Raw genomic sequence first — 20264 nt, 5'->3', positions numbered from 1 at the left:
GCACAGAAGTCGCGGTCGACCAGAACACCAGCCCGACCGGCGGGACGGAGGCGGAGCCGGCACACGCATCCGGCGCCCACCGGTCGGCGAAGTCCACCGAACCGCGTATGCGGTTTTTCCGCGACAGCGCGATCGTGGCGTATCGCAATCTGATCACCATCGTGCGGGTGCCGACGTTGCTGGTCACGGCCACTGTGCAGCCGCTGATGTTCGTCTTTCTGTTCGCCTATGTGTTCGGCGCTTCACTCGGCGGTGGGCAGTACCGAGAGTTCCTGATCGCCGGGATCATGGCCCAGACCGTCGCCTTCAGTGCCGCGTTCACCACAGTAGGGCTGGCCCGTGACCTGGAGAAGGGCATCATCGACCGTATGCGGTCGCTGCCCATGTCCCGGCTGGCGGTGCTGATGGGGCGCACGCTGTCCGATCTGGTGGTGAGCATGGTCAGCCTGGTGGTGATGACCGTGTGCGGGTACATCGTCGGCTGGAACATCAACGGCAGCCCGGCCGAAGCCGCGCTCGCCTATGCGGTGATCCTGCTGTTCGCCTTCGCCATGTCGTGGGTGGGGGCCCTCACCGGTCTGCTCGCCCCGAATGTCGAGGTCGCCCAGAGTGCCGGGCTGATCTGGCTGTTCCCGCTGTCGTTCATCTCCTCGGCGTTCATTTCGGCCCAGACCCTGCCCGGGCCGCTGGCCACCATCGCCGAATGGAACCCGATCACCGCGGTCGCGGCGGCCGGCCGGAAGCTGTTCGACAACAGCGCGCCCCCGGCGTTCCCTTCCGCTACCGGCTGGCCGGCCGAGCACTGCGTCGAATACGCGGTCCTGTGCTCGGCGGCCATTCTGCTGATCGCGATGCCGCTGGCGCTGCTGCAGTACCGCCGGGTCGCCAGTCACTGACGGCGATCACGACAAAGGCCGTGCCCGCCGGATATCCGGCAGGCACGGCCGACCTGTGCCACCTCGAGGTGGTCCGGGCTCAGCCCCGGCGGCGGGTCTTGAGCAGTTCCAGCCGCTCCTTGAGCAGTTCCTCGAGCTCGTCTTTGCTGCGCCGCTCGAGCAGCATGTCCCAGTGCGTGCGGGGCGGCTTCACCTTCTTCGCCTCCTGCGTGGTGCCCTCGATCAGTACACCTTCCTGGCCGTTGCGGCACAACCAGGTCGGCGGGATCTCGGCGTCGTCGGCGAACGGAACATCGAACTCTTCACCATTGTCGGTCCGGTACCGGGCGATCCGGCGGGGAGCCAGATCATGGTCGCGGTCGGTTTCGTAGCTCACCGCTCCGAGCCGGCTGCCCCGGAGTACGCGATCTGCCATCTGTACAGGTCCTCTCTGTGTTGTCGGCGCGTTGCCGCGCGCGGGTCCGCGGTTCCCTGCCGCCGGGCTCCGGAACACCGGAGCGGAGACACCGACGGTGTATCCGCTGCGGGGCACCGGAACCCGCGCCGGGGTGCGAACCGATGGGTCGACCCCTTGTTGTCTTGCTACCGCGACCTGGTGGGTCGCGTTCGCCGGCCGTTGTCGCCCGCCGACCGTCCGGGTCACGTACGCGGGCCGTTGGCTGTGCCACGAATCGGGGATTCGTGCCGGTCCAGGCCGTGCGCCCTGAACATGTCAACGTTCGTCGGGGTCTTTCCGTTCCCGAGCCTTGTAATTGTACGGGGTTCGGCGAAATGGACCCGCGCGGTGTGCGGTGTGTGCCGCTGCGAGAGTTCCTATTAGGGTGTCGGGTCATGTCGCGCCGGTTGGAGTCGTGCCTGTGGTGTGGTCGGGAAATCGTGGATACGGAAGCGGGGCGGCGGCGCCGCTACTGCCGGCAGTCCTGCCGCCAGCGCGCCTATGAGCATCGCAACAATGTGAAGGGCACTGGGATCCCCGCCGATTCGGTCGTGCTCAGTGCCGTGGAGGCCACCGCCCTGGCCGACCGCTGGTTCGCCGCGCGCTGCGCGGCCGAGGATGTGGCGACAGCTGTCGACGAAGGTGCCGACCGGGAGGAGCTCGCGCGTCTCAGCGCGGTCCTGGTCGAACTCGCCCGGGATGCCGAACGGTTGCGCTGACCTGCGCCCAATCGTGCTGTGCGCGCGGCTGCGAGATCGTCTCGCCGCCCACCGCCGGGGTGGACCCGACGCCGGCCGCGGCGAGGATCGTGACCACGACGCCGAGGCCGAGCAGCGCGAGCAGGGTGGCGGTGTCGGGATGCACCAGCGGCTGTCCACGCATCGCCTGCCAGAACGTGATCGCCTGCAGTCCGCCCCAGCCCAGGATCACCACCCCGATCAATCTGCTGCGGGTCCGGTCCGGGCGCAGCCGGGGGTAGCGCCGTGCGCACCAGGCGAGGAACACCACCGCGGCCAGTGTCACCTGGATGCCGTGCAATCCGACGAAATGGGGAATGCGCAGATCGCCCCCGAGTGTGCTCCAGTGGGTGATCGGCATACCCGCGACGGCGTCCGGCGCGCCGACGGCCTGACGGGTCGCGCCGTCGACCACGGTGTGCCCGGCGGCCAGTTCGACCGGCCGGCCGTCCGCGGTGCGGGCGAGCTGGGACCCGGTGAAACCCATGAGGTAACCCAGGGCCATCGAGACCACCGCCATCGCCAGCCCGCCGCGAATCGCTCGAACCGTGGGCCGATCCGCGCCCGGACGTATCGAAACGATCACGGCGATCAGCAGATTCGCGAAAAAGAGACCGGGGACACCCGAGGCGAAGACCATCTGCCCGATCTCGTTGACCGGGTCGGTTTCGGTGTTGAAATGGCTGAAGGTGCCCCGTGCGGCCTGGACCACGATGAATCCCACGTCCACGAACGCGGTGACGGCGAACACGACCCCCAGCCACCAGGTCACCCGCCGGCCGCGGTGGGGTAGTGACAGCAACCAGGCCAGCGTCAGCGAATACAGCAGGAACGCCAATCCGAATTTGACCGGTTTGAGCCAGACCGATTCGCCGAGCAGGACCCGATCGTCGACGACCATCGCGATCAGGCCGATAGACACCAGACCGGCCATTGCCGCGGAACTGAGCAGCAAAGGCCGGTGCAGGCGTCCGATCACCCGACATGGATCGGAAGTCGTGGGGCGTCCGGAAGCCGGGACGCCGGGGAGCAGTGCGGACATGAACCGACGGTAGGAACGGGGATCCGGCCGCCACGTCCCACTACGGGACTGTGTGCGGCCGGTACCCCGGTATGCCGGTGGCCGTCGGATCGGCCGGGGGTAAGGGTCAGCCGGGGTTGTTCAGGACGAGCCCGCGACCGGCGAGATAGGGTAGCGGATCGACCGGGCCGACACCGGGCTGGTGGACCTCGTAGTGCAGGTGCGGTCCGGTGGACTGGCCGCGGCTGCCGACGGTGGCGATCACGTCACCGGCCTGCACCTGCTGGCCGACCGATACGAGAATGTCCTGCATATGACCGTAGACGCCGACACTGCCGTCGTCCTGCTGGACGCGAACCCACAGGCCGAAGCCGGTGGCCGGGCCGGCCTCGATCACGACGCCGTCGGTGACCGACCTGATCGGTGAACCCATGTTCGCGGCGAAGTCGATGCCGTTGTGGTTGGTGCCCCAGCGTGCCCCGAAGCCCGAGGACACGACGCCGTCGGCCGGTTGCACCGTGGTGGGACGCGGGGCCTCGTAGCGCGGGAAGGACACCGGAGCGGGCTGATTGTCGGCGGCGGCCTGATGGGGGGCCCACACGGCGGGGTCGTGTGAAACCGCGGGCCGCTCGGCGGGTGCGCGGTCGGCGGGGTCGGCCGGCGCCTCCGAGGTGGCGGCCACCGGAGTGATCTGTTCGTTACCGGAGTCGGCTCCCGCGGCGAAGAGGGCGAAACCGGCGCAGAGGGCTGTGGAGGTGGCGACGACCTGCGTCGTGAGGGGGCGACGTCCGATCGACGACACCGTGAGCTTACGGAAAGGTAACGGAAGTGTCACGGGCATGGTTACAAGCTAGGGGGCCGACACGCCGAGTCAGCAATTGTGTGGCAACTGTCACGAGATCATATAAGCCCAGGTCGTTTATTACCGTCCGATAACGGAGCCGGAAATATAGCCCGCCGAGCTGCGCAACTGAGACATTGATCTAGATTGACCGAAGTGTGCCAGAAGATCGACACTATTTCAGTGGTCGCTAACAGAGCCGCGCCGCTGATCGCCCTGGCAGACCCCACCAGGCGCGCAATATTCGAAGCGCTGCCCGCCGGACCGCGCTCGGTGGGGGAGCTGGCCGCGCAGCTCGGGATCACCAGCTCGGCGGTATCGCAGCATCTGCGGGTACTGCGCGACGCGCGGCTGGTGATGATGCGGCCGGTGGGCAACCGCCACCTCTACTCACTGGACCCGCGCGGCCTCAGCGATGCCCGCGACTACCTCGAACAGTTCTGGCAGAGCGCCCTGGCCGCCTACGCCGCCGCGCTCAGCGAGGCCGCGAACCGGGAAGGTCGGTAGCGTCGAGCCCGCTAGCCGACCCTGCGGTACGCCGCCGTGCCGGCGACACTCGATTCGCCGCGACGTTTGCTCAGCTGCCGGTCGAGGGCCGCGATCACCTCGGCCGAGCCGATCTGCAGAAGGCCGGGATCGGTGGTGGTGGCATAACGGTCGCCGATGCGCCCGGCCCACAGCACCTCGTGCCGGGTCAGCAGGTGCCGGGGCGGTCCGCCCTGCTCCGGGGCCGTGGGCCCGAACAGCTGCACGGTGCGGGTGCCGAAGGCGGTGGCGAGATGGGCGACGCCGGTGTCACCACACAGGACCACGGAGGCCTCGGCCACCGTCGCCGACAGCTCGATCAAGTTCTGTTTTCCGGCCAGCACCCGCTGTCCGGACAGGCCGGCCCGCGCCGCGATCCCCAGCGCGTTCTCCCGGTCGTCCTCGTCGCCGGTCACTACCACCTCGTGGCCGAGCACCAGCAAATGCCGGATCACCGCCGCGAACCGGTCCGCGGGCCAGCGCCGGGCCGCCGCGCCCGCGCCGATATGGACCACCACGCTGTCGCGATGGCTGGTGGTGGCCACCGGCGGCACCAGGCCGAGATTGCGCCGGTCCGCGCCGATCCCGTCGAATTCGAGCAGATGACACCAGCGGTCGATCGGATGGTGGTCGGGCTGCCAATCGGGTGCCGGGATCTCCGGGAACGCCGGATCCCGGTAGGTGAGGATACGTTCGGCGCCGATCTTGCCGAGCTGCACGATCGGGGCGGTGCCGGCGCCGTGCAGGTTCACCGCCAGTTTCGGCGGCGGCCCGTCCCAGCGCAGGCCCTGTGGATCGGCGACGGGCACGAACTCGTCCACACAGGCGATCACATCGACGATGGGCCGCAGGCGATGCGGCGCGGCCAGTACCAGATGATCGGTGCGGCGGGCCCGGCGCAGGGCACGTAATGCCGGAACAGCGGTGAGCAGATCACCGAGACCGCGTGCCTGAAGCACGAGAACTACCGACACCCGACTCTCCTAGCCACCTGTTGCCCGCTACGCCGCCCCCTCCCCGAACCGTCCTGGCGAGGGACGGAGCACGACGAGAGCATTTCCTTGGATGACTACCACCTGGTACCCGGTGGCAAACGTCCGCGGGTGGCGGCCTGGATCACACGCTGTGCGTTCGCCCGGCGCGGCGGTACCGTCGGTCACCTGCCGGGACGGGTATCGCGCGGACGAGACGATGGTCACTCGCGGGGCGCTTGGGTAATGTGTCCGATGTTCGTAGGGAAGTCCGGTGCGAATCCGGCGCTGTCCCGCAACTGTGTGGCTCGGGTGCGAGCCGCAGCCAGATACCTGCGGATGAACCAGAAACGGTCATGATCACGTGGGTATGGTCGATGCGCCGAACGAGCCGCTCGATCGCGGTCCGTTTCGCATGTCTTCGTCGCGTGACCCTGCCTGACGCGACGGGAGTCGGATATGCGTTGTGCACCATCGGGGTCGAGCCGGCGATCGTTTCTGGCCGGCAGTGTGCTGGCCGCGGGGGCGCTGGCACTCGGGTGCGGCCGGGGCCTTCGATCCGGTACCGATACATTCACCGCCGCGTTCCAGGGTTCCGGCGCGGGGGAGGGGGTCGACCCCGGGGTGAACACCCTCTTCATCGACGAGGCCCGGATGAAGGCCGTCTACGACGGCCTGTTCGAAGTGGACGGTTCCATGACACCGATCCCGCGGCTGGCGGAATCGGCCGAACCGAATACCGACGGCACCCGGTGGCGGATCGCACTGCGGGACGCGACCTGGCACGACGGGAAGAAGTTCACCGCGCGCGATGTGCTGTACACCTTCTCGCGGGTGCTCGGTCCCGCGCCGCGGCGCCCGTTCATCGCCGCGTCCTCATTGGACCGAGTGGACCTGGCCGGTAGTCGCGCGATCGACGACCGTACCGTCGAAATCGTGCTGAAGCGGCCCTCGTTCGAGTTCCTCATCGCACTGTCGGTGTACGGCACGAAGATCGTGCAGGACGGCGCCGCCGATTTCACCCGCCCGGTGGGTACCGGGCCTTTCGTGTTCGACTCCTTCGAGGCCGGCCGGCAGTTCACCGCGCACCGTAACGAGCGCTACTGGGACGGCGCGCCCGCCATCGGGCAGTTGCGAATCGTGAGCGCGGAGGCGGACGCCCGGGTGAACGCGCTACGCGGCGGGGAGATCGACTACGCCGACAATCTGACGCCCTCGGCCGCGCGGGCATTGCAGGGGCGTCCCGGCGTCACACTCGTCTCGACCCCCGGGAGCGGAATCCATTTCTTCGCCATGAAGACCGATCGGCCACCCTTCGACAACCCGGATGTCCGGCGCGCTGTCATGCGGATGGTCGACCGGCCGGAACTGGTGAAGGTCGCGTTCGAAGGTCAGGGTGAGATCGGCAACGATGTCTTCGGTAAGGGCTATCAGTACTACGCCGATCTGCCGCAGCACGAGTACGACCCCGACGAGGCCGGCCGGCTGCTGCGCCGGGCCGGAGTGCGGGAGCTGAGTTTCGATCTGTTCACCGCCCCGGTCGCCTACGGGTTCGTCGAGGCCGCCCGGCTGTTCGCCGATCAGGCCGCCGAATGCGGAGTCCGAGTGAACGTGGTGCTGGGTTCCAAGGACAGTTACTACACCGACGCGCTGCGGACGGGACATCTCACGATGGGACAGTCGGGACCGCTGCCGATCCCCAACCATTTCGCCTCGCGGCTGCTCACCGGATCGCCGCAGAACCGCACCAAATGGTCCGACCCGCAGTTCGACGCGATCTATACGACCGCGCAGGCCACCCCCGACCCCGACCGCCGCGCCGCGCTCTACCGCGACATGCACGAAATTCTGCACGATCGAGGAGGTTTCGTGTTCTTCGGTACCACGCACTGGAACAGTGCCGCCGGTGACCGGTTCCAGCGGCTTCCGGCCGCGGTACCCAATTCGCACGACTGGGCGCGCTTCGACGCGGTGTCGCCCCGATGACCGCCGCGCGGCCGGATCCGGGGCGGGCACGGTACTGGGTCGAACGCCGGGATCGTCGGCAGGAGCACTACATGCCCGACCGGGAAGCCCGATTCGAGGTGACGGCCGTGGAAGCGGCCGACGAACTCGCCGACCTGGTGCGCCCGCGCGACGGCGGGTTCGGGCACACGGTCACCGATCGGCCCACCGCCGGCGACTACACCACCTTCCTGTGCGCTGCCGGTTCCGCCGAGGCCGGGACGGTCCGGCAGTACGGCGACGACCGCGTCCTGGTCGGGATCCGGTAGCGGCCCGATGGCCGGGAATTCACGGCCGTTGCCGCGCCTGCTGCTGCGCCGGGCCGGGTTGGGCGCCGGGCAGTTGCTGGTCCTGCTGGTCCTGGTTTTCGTACTGTCGCTGTTGCTGCCGGGCGATGCCGCCGATATCCAGAACAACACCATCCTGAGTGAGGCGCAGCAGCGGACCGCCCGGCACCTGCTCGGTCTCGACGTCGCACCGGTCACCCGGTTCCTCGACTGGCTCGGCGCCGCGGTGCGCGGGGATTTCGGCACCTCCTTTGCCAGTGGCGCGCCGGTCGGCACCATGATCGCAGGCCCGTTCCTGGTCACCGCCTTGCTCGCCGGGTCTGCGTTGGTTCTGCTGGTTCCCCTCGCGGTGACCGCCGGGTTCGCGGCGGGAACGCGCCCCGGTTCGGCGCGCGACCGCGTGATCACCGCGGTCAGTATCGGATTCGATTCGATCCCCGATTTCGTCCTGGCGGTCCTGCTGGTGACCTTCCTGTCGATTCGCCTCGATCTGCTGCCCGCGACCTTCCTCGGTGTCGATCCGGCCGCGCTGCCGGCCCGGCCCGAATATCTGGTGCTGCCGCTGGTCGTCACCGTGGCCCGGGTGGCGGCCCCGCTGGTGCGATTGGTGCGGGCCGGCGTCATCGATGTACTGGACCGGCCGTATATCGCCGCGGCCCGCCGCCTGGGTGTGGGACGGATATCGCTGGTGGCCCGGCATATCGCACCCAACGCCCTCGCCCCGGCGATGCAGGAACTCGGCCGCACCGGCGACGGACTGCTGTCGGGAGTGCTGATCGTCGAGGCGGTTTTCGCGGTGCCGGGTATCGCGTCCGAACTCATCGGCGCCATCGGCAACCGGGACGATCCGGTGATCCTGGCGATCGTCGCGGTCACCGGCACACTCGCGGTCGTGGTCAACACACTGATCGATATGGCGGGGTATCGGATGAACCCGCAGATGGCGGCGGAGCAGCGCGGATGAGTATGCGGCGATGGTTGTACTCGGCGCTGATCGCGGTACCGCTGGTATTCGTGATCGCCGGTCCTCTGCTCGCCCGGGCCGCGCCGGACGAACGCGCGACGCCGTTCGGTCCGTCCGAGTGGTCGCCGCTGGGGACCGACCGGCTCGGGCGCGATGTCCTGGCGGCCGCGCTCACCGGCGGTCAGACCTTTCTCCTGACCGGACTGCTGACCGTGCTCGGGGCATACCTGGTGGGGTTCCTGATCGGAATGGCCGCGGCGGCCGCGCCGCGGGTCTGGCTCGACGACCTGCTGATGCGGCCGATCGATGTGCTGCTGTGTATTCCGTCGCTGCTGATCATCATGGTGGCGGCGCTGCGCGGTCGCGGTTCGGCGGTGGTGATCGCCGGCGCGATCGGGCTGGCGCTGGTGGCGCCGATCGCGCGGTTCGTCCGGGCGGCGGCGGCCGGTGTGGTGCACGGACCGGTGATGGACGCGCTGCGGATGCAGGGGCAGAGCCGGTCGTTCCGGTACGGGAGTTATGCGGCGCGGGAGATCGCGCGGCCGCTCGCGGCCGATTTCGGAGTCCGCTTCACCGCCGCGGTCTATTTTCTCGCCTCCGCCAATTTCCTCGGACTCGGATTCGACACCACCTCCACCGATTGGGCGGTATCGGTCGCGGCGAACAAGGACGCGCTGCTGATCGCGCCGTGGTCGGTGGTCCTACCCGGGGCGTTGATCGTGTTACTGGTGGTGGGCACGAATCTCCTGGCCGACGATCTGCTCGGTGATCGCCGTGCCGTGGCGGCGGGAGATCCGCGTCGGGCGGGTGCTCATGGCTGACCTGCCACTGATCTCGGTACGCGCGCTGAGTGCCCGCACCGGCGGAGCGGCGATCCTGCGCGATATCGCGTTCGATATCGCGGCCGGGCAGATCGTGGCACTGTTCGGCCCCTCGGGCGCGGGTAAGACGACCATCGCGACCGCCCTGGTCGATGCAGTGGGACCAGGGATCGAACTGTCCGGTGCGATCCGCCGCGCCCCGGGAGTCCGGGTCGGGTACCTGCCACAGCACGCGGCGTCCACGCTGAACCCGGCGCGCCGGATCGGCGCGGCCCTGGGCGAACTGGTCGGGCTGCAGCACCGGCGCGTGGGCGGCGGCCGGTTGCGCGGGCCGCAGCGGCGGGCGCGCATCGCCCGGCTGCTGGCCACCGCGGCCTTCGACCTCGACGACCGTGAACTGGACCGGGCGTTACGGAAGTACCCGTTCGAGTTCTCCGGCGGCGAGCGGGTGCGACTGGCGCTGGCACAGGCGCTGGCCGGCCGGCCCGATGTGCTGGTGGTCGACGAACCGACGGCCGGACTGGATCCGCTCGCGCGGGCCGCCCTGCTCACCGGATTGAGCGCTGCGCGGGCGACCGGCACCGCGGTGGTGCTGATCACCCACGATTCGTTCGCCGTCGAACGCCTCGGCGACCGTGTCCTGTTCGTACGCGACGGGCGGCTCACCGCGGACGGTTCGATCGAACCGGACCCGGTTTCCCCGCCACCGGCGGCACCGCGCGCGCCCGCCGAACCCGCTGTGCGGGTCCGAGGACTGACCGTGATCCGCCGCGGCCGTCCGGTGCTCGACCGCGTGGACCTGGACCTGCACCCCGGCGAACATATCGGGCTCGTCGGGCTCTCGGGTGCGGGTAAGACGACGCTGGCCCGCTGTATCGCCGGGCTCACCCGCCCGGACACCGGGGTGATCGCGGCGTGGGGAGAACGGCTGCCGGTGTTGCGGCGCAGGTCGCGCCGGCAGCTTGCCCGTATCCAGTATGTGTGGCAGGAGGCGGCGGCCTCCTTCGATACCCGCCGCAGCGTCCTCGATCAGGTCGCCGCCACGGGAACCGGACTGTGCGGGATGACCCGTACCGCCGCCCGGTCCGCCGCACTGGATCTGCTGGCGGAGTTCGCCATCGACGAGGTACAGGCCGGACGTCCGCCGGCCGGGCTCTCCGGGGGGCAACTGCAGCGTGCCGCACTGGCACGGGCGCTGCTGGCCGGTCCGCGGTTGCTGCTGTGCGACGAAGTGACCACCGCGCTCGACGAACCCACCGCCCGCCGCGTCCTGGACCGGCTGGACGACTACCGCGCCCGCAGCGGCGCGACAGTGGTGTCGATCAGCCACGATCTGCGCGGCAGGCTGGCTCGCTGCGACCGCGTCGCGGTGCTGGACCGCGCGCGGATCGCCGAACTCGGCACGCCTGCGGATCTGTTCGCAGGCCCCCGTACGGAGATGCTGTCCCGGCTGATGCGGGCCGACGATATCGATTCCGGACGTCGTGCCTCCCAACATCAGCTCGAGCGCAATCGGTGACGCGCGGCCATCGGCCGCCGAGACTCGTCGCTGTGACAGCAAACCCGCGGCATGCGTTGTCGGCGACGGCGCGTCCACTTCCGGCCTGGGACCGGCCTCGCTGACCCCGGCCACGCGTCCGGCCATCGTCGCCGGCTGAGTCCGGCCCGCCGGCCCCGGTGCGACTCAGTCCGCCGTCGGGGAGATATTCGTAAGCAACAGGTCCCGGGCCTGCGGCCCACCGTCCAGGGTCCGGGTGACGCGGCGGGTGATCCGCCAGCCGTGCGGAGTGCGGGTGAGCTCGAATCTGTTCGCCCCCGCTCGCCACACCCGATAGCCGTCGTCGTACCGGCGCACCAGCAGTGATTCGCAGACCGCCGTGGCCGTATCGCCGTCGAGCACCACCCGGGCCGGTCCGAGGAAATGCGCGCATCCCGCATCGATCAGGCGGTGGTGTGCCGCCGATTCGACCATCGCATGGATATCCGCGCGATTGCGCATAGACCAGCCCTCGACATCGTATTCACCGTCCTCGGTCCACAGGTTCGCCACGTCCGGGGCGGCCCCGGCATCGACGAACGGGCCGTAGGAGGCGAGCAGCCGGGTGATCTCCAGCTCGTCCTCGAGCCGGCGCAGCCGTGCTTCCAGGCGCGCGAACCGATCCTCGTCCATGGCTGTCCTTTCCGTCGCGGTCGTCAGAGCGGGTCGGCCACCGCGCGCAGCGCCGCGAGCTGCTCGCAGTAGTGGTCGATGTCGGTGGCACGCAGGGCGCAGCAGGCCACGGTGGCGCCGATATCGCGCAACCGGGTCAGCCGCCGCCGCGTGCCGGCCGGATCGGCGAGCGGGTCCAGGGCCCGGCCCGGGCTCAGCACCACCTCGAAATCGGGTGGCGGGGGTATCGCGGCCAGGTGCGCCGCCAGCGTGTCCGCGGACAGGCCGAACGGCACCCAGCCCACGCCCAGGGTCACGGCCCGGCGCAGCGAACGGCGGGTGCGGCCGCCGACCCACAGTGGCACCGTGGTCGACGTGGCGGGCGGGTCGACGACGAGATCGCCGACCTCCCGGCGCCCCCATGCGTCCCGTAACTGCTCGAGCGCGCGGTCCGCGACGTTGCCGCGGTCCGGCCATTCGGCTCCGAGCAGGGCGAATTCGGCTTCCAGGGAGCCGACGCCCACCCCGAGCACCACCCGGCCGCCGCTGAGCCGGTCAAGGGTGCCGTAACGCTTGGCCAGCGCGAGTGGATGGTGGTACCCCAGTACGACGACCGAGGTCGCCAAGCGGATCCGGCTGGTCCCCGCCGCCAGATAGGACAGTGTCGCCAGCGGATCCCAGTACGTCGAACCGCGGGTCGCGGTATCGGCCGCGGGGACCGCGATGTGCTCGGAACAGGTCAGGTGATCGAAGCCGAGCTCGTCGGCGAGTCCGGCGATGCGGACGAGTTCGGCGGTGCCGCCCCCGGCTTCCCAGGGTGAGGCCGTACCGGGCACCCGGACCACGATCGGAGTGGACAGCCCGACTCTCACTGCGGTGGGTCTTCGGTCGCGCCGATGAGCCGCCGCATCATCCGGTCCGCGCCCAGCACGGCCGCCGCGCGGTCGGGATCGCTGCGCCGGACCGCCAGCCGCTCGTGGGCGCCGATGACGTGGACTGGGCCCCGGCCCAGGGCCGCGAGACCTTCCGTCGCGACCTCGTCGGGTTCGGAGACCGGCATCCCGGGAATGTCGAAATCCAGACCCACCCGCTGCATCGCCGGGGTGCGGGTGACCCCGAGTACGAGTTCGAGGACATCCACGTCGTGTTCGCGCAGTTCGAGCCAGAGACCTTCGGCGAAGATCCGGCCGAATGCCTTCACCCCGCCGTAGACCGTGTGCCGCCGCGATCCCAGATAGCCGGCCAGCGAGCCCACCAGCAGGATCCCGCCGCGCCGCCGGTCGCGCATCGCGGTCCCGAATCCGGCGATCAGCGCCAGCGGGGTGGTGATGTTGAGTTCGACGACCTGCTGGAAGGCCGCGGGATCGCCGTCGAGGAACTCGGCGCTGTGGGTGTTGGCGCCGGCATTGTGGACCAGCAACCCGACCTCCACATCGGCGACCGCGTCGAGTACCACCGCCGTGGCGTCCGGGTGGGTGAGGTCGACGGCCAGGGTGCGGACTGTCACGCCCAGGGCCCGGCATTCTGCGGCGGTGTCTTCGAGCGGACCGGCCCGGCGGGCCACCAGCAGCAGGTGGATACCGGATTCCGCGAGCTGCCGGGCGAACGACCGGCCCACGCCTTCGGAACCGCCGGTGATCACCGCCCACGGGCCGTAGCGCCCGGGATCGACTGGGGTCATAGCTGGGTCTCCGTTCGGAATTCGGGATCGGACCACACCCAGTTCTACAACCGGCGGCGCGCAAATACTAGAGTGAATTCTAGTTTTCCGAACGGAGGTATCCAGTGCCACGGATAGCCGAACCCCGGGAGCCGGGCCGGCCGACCACCACGCCCCAGCGCGAGCGCCGGCGCGCCATCGTGCGCGCCGCCGCCAGGCTCGGTGCCGAACAGGGCCTCGAACACGTCCAGATGTCCGATATCGCGGCGGCGGCCGGGGTGGCACTGGGGACGCTGTACCGCTACTACCCGTCCAAACACCATCTCTACTCGGGTGTACTCGAGTCGGCCGTCGCGAACCTGCCCGTTCCGGAAGCGGTCCCGGGCGATCCGGTGGGCGCCGTGGCCGACCTGCTCGAATCGGCGGTGACCGGGCTGCTCCGGCGCCCGCTGCTCGGCCGCGCCATGCTGGTCTCGGCGAACGCCGTGCGCTCGGCCGGGCCGGTGGCGGTCGACACCACGCTGCGCGACCGCATCCTGGCCGCCGCCGGTATCGGCGAAGCGGACGAGGCGGACCAGCAGCTGGCCCGGCTCGCCGAACAGTGTGCCTACGGCATCCTGACCTGGGCCACGGCGGGCCAGCTGAGCGCGGAACAGGCGGTGGCAGATATGCGCCGGGCCGCCGCCCTGCTGCTGCAGCCTTGGGCGTCTCGCGAGCCGGCCGGTTAGCCGCCGCGGTCGCCGCCCGGTGCCGCGACCGCGGGCGCCGGGGGCGTTCCGGCCGGTGCGCGGCGCCGCTCCCAGGCCGTGGCCAGCCCGATCGTCAGCCCGACGTACACCCAGCCCAGCAGTACATCGATCACATAGTGCTCACCCCCGTATACCAGGGTGAAACCCATCGCCACCGGGAAGGCGGCCAACGGCAGCCGCCACCACCAGTGCCCGGCCGACGGCCACAGCGCGATCGCGACCAGCAGCGCGAAACCCGCGTGCAGCGAGGGGATCGCGGCGACGGGATTGCTGTGCGCGGCCAGCCAGTCCGCGCCGATATCGACCGAGTACAGCCGGAATCCGAAACCGGTGCTCCGGTGGATCTCGGCCTCGATCACCCCGGCGCGGGCGGCGTACCAGGGCGGCGCGGCGGGCAGCAGGACATAGGTCACCAGACCGAGATAGGACAACAGCAGGATCCGGCGCATATATTTCGACCAGCGCTCCCGCGACAGGACGTAGAGAATCGCGGCGAGCAGCCAAGGAACCAGGAAATGGCTGGTGTACACGAGGCCGGTGAGTACGGTCCACCAGGGCCGTCCGCCGTCACCGTCCAGCTGCTCCTGTAACCACACCGTGGGCACGGTTCCGCCGAACAGGGCACGTTCCACCACGACCGGTTCCCGGACCCGCAGCGGCATCCCGAGGGTGTTGGCGATACCGCGGGTGTGGTCGTAGACGACCAGCGCGGCGATCAGCGGAACCCAGTCGACGAGAATGCGCACCTGGTCCCGCCACGGTCGGTCCGGTGCGAACGCCGCGATCCCCACGACAATCCACAGCGCCTGATAGATGCGCTGGGTCGGCGGGCCGAAGAGCACGGTGACCACGAGCAGCGCCAGCAGATACGCCGACCACACTCCACTGCGCAGCAGCCTGCGATGCCGTTGCGCGGCCGGTACCTCCGTAGCGGGCGCACCCATCCTCACAGTTTTCATCAACCGGCTCGGAGTCGCCGTCGCGACCTGCGGAAACGACGCATGATCGAGACCGCCGCCGCATGCCGCGCACGCCCACGCGGTACGGCCGGTGCGGTGCGGCGGTCAGTCGCGGGGCGCGGGAGCGGTCGTGTTTCGAGGTGCGCTGACCCGTTCGCGCGTATCGGTCCGGGCACTCCCCGCGCGTCTAGGCTCGGTCGGTATGAGCCTGGGCGAAGTGGCCGCCGACCTGTACGGGCTGATGCCCGCGGAGTTCGTCGCCGCGCGCGACGCCCGCGCCGGTGCGGCGAAGGAATCCGGGGATCGCGAACTGGCGGCGGCGATTACGGCCCTGCGCAAACCCACGGTGGCGGCGTGGGCGGTGAACACGCTGGTGCGTGCGGCACCCCGCGAGGTGGACGCCCTGTTGCGGCTCGGCGCCGAGTTACGGACGGCGCAGCGGCAACTGTCCGGTGCCCGGCTGCGCGAACTGACCCGGCAGCGCCGGCAGGTGGTGGACGCACTGGCCGAACGGGCGGGTGAAGTGGCCGCCGACCAGGGGCGACCGGTATCCGAGTCGGTATTGCGTCAGGTGAGCGAGACGCTGACGGCCGCCCTGGCCGATTCCGATATCGCCGAGCGGGTCCGCAGCGGCACCCTGGCCGCCGCGGAGAGCTATGCGGGTTTCGGTCCGGTGGAGCCCGATCTCACCGTGGTCCGGGCGGAGCCGAAGGCCGCCCGCACCGAGGCGCGGCGGAAGAAGAAGCCCGCCGAACCCACCGCGGCCGAACGCGCGCGCCGGGAACGCGCCGAGACGGACCGACGGCGCGCGCAGGAAGAGCTCCGCGCCGCGGAAACGGCCGCGCGCGAGGCCCTCGATGTCGTGGAGCAGCAAGCACGGCGAGCGGCCGGACACCTCGAAGCCACCACCGCACGGCTGGCCGAACTCCGCGACGAACTCGACGCGGCGCAAGACCGGCACCGATTCGCCCGTAACGCCGATCGCGCCGCCCGGGAGGCGGTCCGCGCGGCGACGGCCGAACTGGAACGGGTGCGGCGGCGGATGCGCTGATCCGCGGCGCGCTGGGAGCGGTGCGGTCCGCCGCGGAAACCGATGCCGCCCAGTGGTGCCCGCGGCACAAGAACGGTACCGAGATCGCCACCGCGGGCCGCGCCGGCCGGTATCACGCGCGACAGGCCCGAGGCGCAGCAGGATCGGCGGGACGGTCACCGGTGCAGAGACGAGTCGCCCCTTCCAGGGGCGTTGGCGGGCTCCACGCGGTGGCGATGGGGGCTGTGACCGCTGTCCTGTTCGTATCGGCTGGTCAGAAGGTATGCACGGCGGCGCAGTCGCGGCGGTATTCGTCCCGAACATCCAGCGAGCCCGCATTTTCCGGTATGGACACCGGCGCGTCGGCAGGGGCACCGGAGGCCGGTCGGCTGTAATGGTCGGCGCTCGATCGGTTTCCGTGTGTGATGTCCTCCCGTCAGGAAGGTTCTCGTATGCGTCGTTTCGTGATGGCTCTGGGTTCGGCCGCGATGGCGATCGCGGTGACATCGGCAGTGGACAGTAGCGCGCATGCCGCGAGCGGGCAGATCGCCCTACAGTGGACGATCGACGGGAGCCGGGTCGAGAAGATCATCGATAATCCCAGCGGCTGTATCGATCTCAGCGCGGTCGGGGTGGTCGGCCGGGCCTCGGTGCGCAACCTCACCGATCGGAAGGTCAAGCTCTGGAACGGTATCGGCTGCCGCGGCACCTACGGCGGCGGTATCGAACACGGCGAGCACAACGGCCGGTGGGGTTTTCCCGACTGGAGTATCTACATCTCGTCCTGATCCGGGCGGTGCGCGGCGGATCCACCGTGAGCGGAACGGTTTTCGGGGTATCCGGTACACGAGACCCACTGGAGGTGTTGTGTGAAAGCCGAAGACGAGGGCAGTGCGCCCGGCTCGGTGAGCCCGTTCAATCCGGCGGATCCGCTCGATCCGGCCAGCCCGGTGAATCCGGCCAACCCGGTGGATCCCGGGGATGCGCTCAACCCGGCGGGCACGGTGGTGCCGGTGGTGCCGATTGCCGACGAACAGCCGATGCGGACCTGGTTGTGGCCCACGCTGCTCATCTTCGGCCTGGTGGTCGGGGGTGCGTTGCTGGTGATGATTCTGGTGAGCACCGCCGATTTCGGTGAGCAACCGGCGCAGGTGACTCCGACCCCGGCGCAGTGCCAAACCTTCTGCACAACCACTGTCGCGCCACCGGCGCGGTAACGGCCGGTGGGGACATCCGAAACCGGATGTCCCCACCGTTGTCGGCACCGCTATTGCGCGCCCTGTTGCCCGGTGTCCGGGTCCTCGGCGGTACGCAGTGCGGTTTCCAGTTCCCGGCGCAGCCGCGCCGCGGTGGCTTCGTCACCGGCGTCCTCGGCCGTGGTGATGTCCTGGTGCAACTGGGCGATGGTGTCCTGAATGGTCATCGGTCCTCCGTTCTCTCGCCTGGGCGATCGCGCCGCGCGACTGTCTGCCGGCCACGGCGCCCGTCATGGTGCGCATGACCGTTTTCGGCCGTCCGAAACACCCGCACCGGGCCGGGCGGTCGCGGCCGTCGACCGATTCGCACCCGCGGGATTTTCAGATCACGTTTCGATCACCGCGTCCCGGGTTATCCCTCGTCCAACGAGACGGTTTGGGAAAGCCCGAGGAGCCTCCGGTGAACGAAACGACCGAAGCCACGACCGACCGGCACGCCGGGGATCGTGCGCCGCGTACCGCCCATGTGCCCGGCCCCGGCGACAGTTACGACAACATCGAACCGCTGTTCGCCGAACTGGCGGAGCTCGCACCCGAGGATCCGCGCCGGCGGGTGCTACGCGAGCAGATCGTGCACCGCTGCCTGCCGTTGGCCGAACATATCGCGCGCCGTTTCTCCGGCCGCGGCGAGGCGTTCGACGATCTGCTCCAGATCGCACGCCTCGGCCTGGTCCAGGCGGTGGACCGCTTCGACGGGTCGCGGGGCAGTTCGTTTCTGTCCTTCGCGATCCCGACCATCATGGGCGAGGTGCGCCGCCACTTCCGCGATCACACCTGGGCCGTGCGGGTGCCGCGCGGCACCAAGGAACTGCATCTGCGAATCGGCCCGGCCACCGAGACGCTGTACCAGCGGCTGGGCCGGATGCCCACCGCGCGGGAGATCGCCGCGGAACTCGACGCCGACCTCACCGACGTCACCCGGGCGCTCATCGCCGGCAACGCGCACACCAGCAGCTCCCTCGACGCCCCCACCGATGACCACGACGACGATGTCTCGCCACCGGCGGTACTGGCCCGGCTCGGCGGGGAAGACCCCTGCTACCGGCTGCTCGAGGACGCGATGACACTGCGCCCGCTGATCGCGCAACTTCCGCAGCGGGAGCGGCAGATTCTGGTCTGGCGGTTCTTCGCGAACATGACCCAGGTTCAGATCGCCGAACGGCTCGATATCTCGCAGATGCAGGTGTCGCGAATCCTCGCCAAAACGCTGCGGACCCTGCGCGAGCAGGCGATGGCCGAGCCCGAAGCGGCCGGTTCGATCACCACGGCCGCCTGATCGGCGCCACCGGGTCCGGTTCGGCGGCCGGTCGGTAGTTCGACGCCGGCCGCCGCCCCCCCGGAATTTCGAATCGGCCCGAGCGGGATCGTTGGCCGTGGCCGCCCGAGCGGCTGCCGTGCTCGGCGTGCGCACTACTCGTGCTGTGGCCCCGCATCTGGTCGAGCAGCGGTGGGGGAGGATCGTCAACGTCAGCGGACTCGGTGTGCCGCAGGCGAATTCGATTGCGCAGACTCGCCGTTACCGTTGACGCTATCGCGGCGGGCGGTGGAGTCCCCGGTCCGGTGTATTACTGCTCGACTGTGGGAGTCCGGGCGGCGTCGGCAATGAGGTCTCTGATCGCATGGTCACCGGCTCCTCGTCAGGGTCCGGGTCACGGCCGTGACGAGGAGCCGATCGGCCCGGGCCGCCGGTTCAGATCCGGGTCATGGTCGAGGCGTATCCACCCCCGCCCGGGTATACCCATTCGCCGGTGACGGTGGTCCCGTCGGCGTCGAAGGTGCCGCGGTAGTAGGCGGGGCTGTCTTTGGCGCCGGCCCAGATGGTGAGCGTGTCGCCGGCCAGTTCGTAGACGTAGTCGAAAGTGTTGCCGACCGAGTCGTAGTACCGGGAGGCGACATCGGGGCCGGTCGGTTCGCCGAACGGGCGCAGGTTGCCGATCACTTCCATGCCGGTGACGGGTTCGCCGTGCTGGGTGAGGTCGATGTGCTGGAGCAGGAAGAACCGGCCCGCCATCCATTCGTAGCGCACGGTTCCTTCCGCCCCTCCGGTGACCTTCCAGGTGCCGACGAGGCGGTCCAATGCCTGCAGTTCGGGGGTGGGCTGCTGCTGGATCTCGATCATTTTCGTCCTCCTGTACGGGGTTGTTCGCTGGGTACCTCGGCGCCGGCACACGGTTTTCGACCCGAATCAACTATGACCTGTATCACTTGTTTGTCGTGTCGAGATCCGTCCGGCGGTTCCGAGGTAACAGCGGCAACCCGTTACCGAGGAAGGAAAACCGATGACCTTCACCGCCACCACCCCGACCGCCTCCGCCACGGTCCGTGCTCGGAGCCGGGCATCCGAGGGCCTGTGGCTCGCGAGTGCTGCCGCGGGCCCGCTGTTCTTCGTGTCGGCGATCACCCAGATGCTCACCCGCGAGGGTTTCGATATCACCCGGCATCCGATCAGTCAGCTCGCGACCGGCGATCTCGGCTGGATCCAGATCCTCACCTTCATCACCACGGGGATGGGTGCGCTGGCCTTGGCCGCCGGTATCGGCCGCACGCTCACCGAAGGGACCGGGCGGCGGGCATTACCCATCCTGGTGGGCTTTTTCGGCATCGGGCTGGTCGCGGCGGGTGTATTCACCATGGACCCGGAGAACGGTTTCCCCGTCGGTACCCCTGACGAGCCGATTGCGCAGATGTCCTGGCACAGTATCGCGCATTCGGCCGCGGCCGCGGTGGCCTTCACCGCGCTCGCGCTCGCGGCCCTGGTCCTGAGCGTGCGGTGCGCTCGCCGGCGTCGGGTGCTGCCCGCCGTGGCGAGCGCCGTGGCCGGGCTGGTCCTGCTGGTGCCCATGTCACCGGAGTACATGAGCATCCAGATCGCGATCAACGGCGCGGTCGCCTTCACCTGGACCACCGTGGTGGCGCTGTCCCAGCGGCGCCGCTTCGACTGAGCCGAGCACGCTCGCA

General features: G+C 69.6%; 24 protein-coding genes, 1 pseudogene and 1 riboswitch. Of the genes and pseudogenes, 15 read left to right on the top strand and 10 right to left on the bottom strand.

From position 1 onward, the window contains the following. Positions 1 to 107: 107 nt before the first annotated feature. Positions 108 to 896: an ABC transporter permease gene (locus NS4_RS07465; protein WP_063058777.1), complete on the top strand. Its 789-nt coding sequence runs from the start codon at positions 108 to 110 to the stop codon at positions 894 to 896. A 79-nt stretch (positions 897 to 975) separates the two neighbouring features. On the opposite strand, the gene NS4_RS07460 is transcribed toward NS4_RS07465, so the two are convergent. Continuing rightward, positions 976 to 1311 (bottom strand): RNA polymerase-binding protein RbpA, encoded by a 336-nt coding sequence (locus NS4_RS07460; protein ID WP_030519040.1) that lies wholly within the window; start codon positions 1309 to 1311, stop codon positions 976 to 978. Positions 1312 to 1727: 416 nt separating this feature from the next. Here NS4_RS07460 and NS4_RS07455 point away from each other — a divergent pair, with 416 nt between their 5' ends. Beyond that, a complete protein-coding gene (locus NS4_RS07455; protein ID WP_063058772.1) occupies positions 1728 to 2051 on the top strand; it encodes a hypothetical protein in 324 nt (107 codons plus the stop codon). Here NS4_RS07455 and NS4_RS07450 read toward each other — a convergent pair. Both NS4_RS07450 and NS4_RS07445 read right to left on the bottom strand, forming a co-directional pair. Continuing rightward, positions 2002 to 3111 carry a hypothetical protein gene (locus NS4_RS07450; RefSeq protein WP_174552076.1) on the bottom strand — a complete coding sequence of 370 codons (1110 nt, stop codon included), beginning with the start codon at positions 3109 to 3111 and terminating at the stop codon, positions 2002 to 2004. The two genes, NS4_RS07455 and NS4_RS07450, sit on opposite strands and share 50 nt — an antisense overlap. Positions 3112 to 3217: 106 nt before the next feature. Further along, the gene (locus NS4_RS07445; RefSeq protein ID WP_063058771.1) at positions 3218 to 3931 is read right to left on the bottom strand and encodes a M23 family metallopeptidase; all 714 of its coding nucleotides are present in this window, start codon (positions 3929 to 3931) and stop codon (positions 3218 to 3220) included. Positions 3932 to 4114: 183 nt separating this feature from the next. On the opposite strand from NS4_RS07445, the gene NS4_RS07440 reads away from it, so the two are divergent. Beyond that, positions 4115 to 4438, top strand: a complete 324-nt coding sequence (locus NS4_RS07440) for an ArsR/SmtB family transcription factor (protein ID WP_063058770.1) — start codon at positions 4115 to 4117, stop codon at positions 4436 to 4438. Between the two features lie 11 nt (positions 4439 to 4449). Here the strand turns inward: NS4_RS07440 and NS4_RS07435 are convergent, their stop codons facing one another. Further along, positions 4450 to 5430 (bottom strand): glycosyltransferase family 9 protein, encoded by a 981-nt coding sequence (locus NS4_RS07435; protein WP_063058769.1) that lies wholly within the window; start codon positions 5428 to 5430, stop codon positions 4450 to 4452. Between the two features lie 228 nt (positions 5431 to 5658). After that, positions 5659 to 5782, top strand: a riboswitch (cobalamin riboswitch). A 104-nt stretch (positions 5783 to 5886) separates the two neighbouring features. Here NS4_RS07435 and NS4_RS07430 point away from each other — a divergent pair. The 5 genes from NS4_RS07430 to NS4_RS07410 all read left to right on the top strand — a co-directional run bounded on the left by NS4_RS07430 (position 5887) and on the right by NS4_RS07410 (position 11022). Beyond that, entirely contained in the window at positions 5887 to 7413 is a 1527-nt protein-coding gene (locus NS4_RS07430) for an ABC transporter substrate-binding protein (protein WP_063058768.1), read from the top strand. A gap of 71 nt (positions 7414 to 7484) precedes the next feature. Then, complete coding sequence (locus tag NS4_RS31330; RefSeq protein WP_174552075.1) at positions 7485 to 7700, top strand: hypothetical protein; 216 nt, start codon at positions 7485 to 7487, stop codon at positions 7698 to 7700. A gap of 7 nt (positions 7701 to 7707) precedes the next feature. Next, positions 7708 to 8682 (top strand): ABC transporter permease, encoded by a 975-nt coding sequence (locus NS4_RS07420; RefSeq protein ID WP_063058766.1) that lies wholly within the window; start codon positions 7708 to 7710, stop codon positions 8680 to 8682. Then, a complete protein-coding gene (locus NS4_RS07415; protein ID WP_063058765.1) occupies positions 8679 to 9503 on the top strand; it encodes an ABC transporter permease in 825 nt (274 codons plus the stop codon). The genes NS4_RS07420 and NS4_RS07415 overlap by 4 nt, the downstream gene beginning before the upstream one ends. After that, positions 9448 to 11022, top strand: coding sequence for an ABC transporter ATP-binding protein (locus NS4_RS07410; protein WP_063058764.1), 1575 nt, complete (start codon positions 9448 to 9450; stop codon positions 11020 to 11022). The genes NS4_RS07415 and NS4_RS07410 overlap by 56 nt, the downstream gene beginning before the upstream one ends. Positions 11023 to 11187: 165 nt before the next feature. On the opposite strand, the gene NS4_RS07405 is transcribed toward NS4_RS07410, so the two are convergent. The 3 genes from NS4_RS07405 to NS4_RS07395 are packed head-to-tail and all read right to left on the bottom strand — an operon-like array spanning position 11188 to position 13333. Further along, positions 11188 to 11673: a nuclear transport factor 2 family protein gene (locus NS4_RS07405; RefSeq protein ID WP_063058763.1), complete on the bottom strand. Its 486-nt coding sequence runs from the start codon at positions 11671 to 11673 to the stop codon at positions 11188 to 11190. 23 nt (positions 11674 to 11696) lie between these two features. Then, positions 11697 to 12524 (bottom strand): TIGR03619 family F420-dependent LLM class oxidoreductase, encoded by an 828-nt coding sequence (locus NS4_RS07400; protein ID WP_063058762.1) that lies wholly within the window; start codon positions 12522 to 12524, stop codon positions 11697 to 11699. Further along, positions 12521 to 13333 carry an SDR family NAD(P)-dependent oxidoreductase gene (locus NS4_RS07395; RefSeq protein ID WP_063058761.1) on the bottom strand — a complete coding sequence of 271 codons (813 nt, stop codon included), beginning with the start codon at positions 13331 to 13333 and terminating at the stop codon, positions 12521 to 12523. Before NS4_RS07395 ends, NS4_RS07400 begins: the two co-directional genes overlap by 4 nt. A 104-nt stretch (positions 13334 to 13437) precedes the next feature. Here NS4_RS07395 and NS4_RS07390 point away from each other — a divergent pair, with 104 nt between their 5' ends. Then, positions 13438 to 14040 (top strand): TetR/AcrR family transcriptional regulator, encoded by a 603-nt coding sequence (locus NS4_RS07390; protein ID WP_063058760.1) that lies wholly within the window; start codon positions 13438 to 13440, stop codon positions 14038 to 14040. Here NS4_RS07390 and NS4_RS07385 read toward each other — a convergent pair. Then, complete coding sequence (locus tag NS4_RS07385) at positions 14037 to 15005, bottom strand: phosphatase PAP2 family protein (RefSeq protein WP_084486992.1); 969 nt, start codon at positions 15003 to 15005, stop codon at positions 14037 to 14039. The two genes, NS4_RS07390 and NS4_RS07385, sit on opposite strands and share 4 nt — an antisense overlap. 217 nt (positions 15006 to 15222) lie before the next feature. Here NS4_RS07385 and NS4_RS07380 point away from each other — a divergent pair, with 217 nt between their 5' ends. The 3 genes from NS4_RS07380 (at position 15223) to NS4_RS07370 (ending at position 17267) form a co-directional block, all read left to right on the top strand. Continuing rightward, entirely contained in the window at positions 15223 to 16071 is an 849-nt protein-coding gene (locus tag NS4_RS07380) for a hypothetical protein (RefSeq protein WP_063058758.1), read from the top strand. A gap of 431 nt (positions 16072 to 16502) precedes the next feature. Beyond that, positions 16503 to 16838, top strand: a complete 336-nt coding sequence (locus NS4_RS07375; protein WP_063058757.1) for a hypothetical protein — start codon at positions 16503 to 16505, stop codon at positions 16836 to 16838. Positions 16839 to 16919: 81 nt separating this feature from the next. Then, complete coding sequence (locus NS4_RS07370; protein WP_063058756.1) at positions 16920 to 17267, top strand: hypothetical protein; 348 nt, start codon at positions 16920 to 16922, stop codon at positions 17265 to 17267. A gap of 50 nt (positions 17268 to 17317) precedes the next feature. Here NS4_RS07370 and NS4_RS32060 read toward each other — a convergent pair whose 3' ends face one another. Next, complete coding sequence (locus NS4_RS32060) at positions 17318 to 17473, bottom strand: hypothetical protein (protein WP_156058531.1); 156 nt, start codon at positions 17471 to 17473, stop codon at positions 17318 to 17320. A 233-nt stretch (positions 17474 to 17706) separates the two neighbouring features. On the opposite strand from NS4_RS32060, the gene NS4_RS07365 reads away from it, so the two are divergent. Both NS4_RS07365 and NS4_RS33275 read left to right on the top strand, forming a co-directional pair. Then, entirely contained in the window at positions 17707 to 18582 is an 876-nt protein-coding gene (locus NS4_RS07365; protein ID WP_439955765.1) for an RNA polymerase sigma factor SigF, read from the top strand. A gap of 118 nt (positions 18583 to 18700) precedes the next feature. Next, positions 18701 to 18823: pseudogene (locus tag NS4_RS33275) on the top strand (short-chain dehydrogenase); the annotation flags it as partial. Positions 18824 to 18996: 173 nt separating this feature from the next. Here the strand turns inward: NS4_RS33275 and NS4_RS07360 are convergent. After that, complete coding sequence (locus tag NS4_RS07360; RefSeq protein WP_063058755.1) at positions 18997 to 19425, bottom strand: hypothetical protein; 429 nt, start codon at positions 19423 to 19425, stop codon at positions 18997 to 18999. Between the two features lie 160 nt (positions 19426 to 19585). Here NS4_RS07360 and NS4_RS07355 point away from each other — a divergent pair, with 160 nt between their 5' ends. Further along, positions 19586 to 20248: a DUF998 domain-containing protein gene (locus NS4_RS07355; protein ID WP_063058754.1), complete on the top strand. Its 663-nt coding sequence runs from the start codon at positions 19586 to 19588 to the stop codon at positions 20246 to 20248. The last annotated feature ends 16 nt before the right edge of the window (positions 20249 to 20264 follow it).

The sequence above is a fragment of the Nocardia sienata NBRC 100364 genome (assembly GCF_001613205.1).
GTDB classification, from domain to species: Bacteria; Actinomycetota; Actinomycetes; order Mycobacteriales; family Mycobacteriaceae; genus Nocardia; species Nocardia sienata.
The sequence above is the reverse complement of the archived record's forward strand: the minus strand, read 5'-3'. Positions and strand labels throughout refer to the sequence as shown.

Excerpts from the sequence above, each read along its gene's own strand:
- NS4_RS07465 (WP_063058777.1), top strand. The coding sequence starts at position 108 with ATGCGGTTTTTCCGCGACAGCGCGATCGTGGCGTATCGCAATCTGATC.
- NS4_RS07460 (WP_030519040.1), bottom strand. The coding sequence starts at position 1,311 with ATGGCAGATCGCGTACTCCGGGGCAGCCGGCTCGGAGCGGTGAGCTAC.
- NS4_RS07455 (WP_063058772.1), top strand. The coding sequence starts at position 1,728 with ATGTCGCGCCGGTTGGAGTCGTGCCTGTGGTGTGGTCGGGAAATCGTG.
- NS4_RS07450 (WP_174552076.1), bottom strand. The coding sequence starts at position 3,111 with ATGTCCGCACTGCTCCCCGGCGTCCCGGCTTCCGGACGCCCCACGACT.
- NS4_RS07445 (WP_063058771.1), bottom strand. The coding sequence starts at position 3,931 with ATGCCCGTGACACTTCCGTTACCTTTCCGTAAGCTCACGGTGTCGTCG.
- NS4_RS07430 (WP_063058768.1), top strand. The coding sequence starts at position 5,887 with ATGCGTTGTGCACCATCGGGGTCGAGCCGGCGATCGTTTCTGGCCGGC.
- NS4_RS31330 (WP_174552075.1), top strand. The coding sequence starts at position 7,485 with ATGCCCGACCGGGAAGCCCGATTCGAGGTGACGGCCGTGGAAGCGGCC.
- NS4_RS07420 (WP_063058766.1), top strand. The coding sequence starts at position 7,708 with ATGGCCGGGAATTCACGGCCGTTGCCGCGCCTGCTGCTGCGCCGGGCC.
- NS4_RS07415 (WP_063058765.1), top strand. The coding sequence starts at position 8,679 with ATGAGTATGCGGCGATGGTTGTACTCGGCGCTGATCGCGGTACCGCTG.
- NS4_RS07405 (WP_063058763.1), bottom strand. The coding sequence starts at position 11,673 with ATGGACGAGGATCGGTTCGCGCGCCTGGAAGCACGGCTGCGCCGGCTC.
- NS4_RS07395 (WP_063058761.1), bottom strand. The coding sequence starts at position 13,333 with ATGACCCCAGTCGATCCCGGGCGCTACGGCCCGTGGGCGGTGATCACC.
- NS4_RS07385 (WP_084486992.1), bottom strand. The coding sequence starts at position 15,005 with ATGGGTGCGCCCGCTACGGAGGTACCGGCCGCGCAACGGCATCGCAGG.
- NS4_RS07380 (WP_063058758.1), top strand. The coding sequence starts at position 15,223 with ATGAGCCTGGGCGAAGTGGCCGCCGACCTGTACGGGCTGATGCCCGCG.
- NS4_RS07375 (WP_063058757.1), top strand. The coding sequence starts at position 16,503 with ATGCGTCGTTTCGTGATGGCTCTGGGTTCGGCCGCGATGGCGATCGCG.
- NS4_RS32060 (WP_156058531.1), bottom strand. The coding sequence starts at position 17,473 with ATGACCATTCAGGACACCATCGCCCAGTTGCACCAGGACATCACCACG.
- NS4_RS07360 (WP_063058755.1), bottom strand. The coding sequence starts at position 19,425 with ATGATCGAGATCCAGCAGCAGCCCACCCCCGAACTGCAGGCATTGGAC.
- NS4_RS07355 (WP_063058754.1), top strand. The coding sequence starts at position 19,586 with ATGACCTTCACCGCCACCACCCCGACCGCCTCCGCCACGGTCCGTGCT.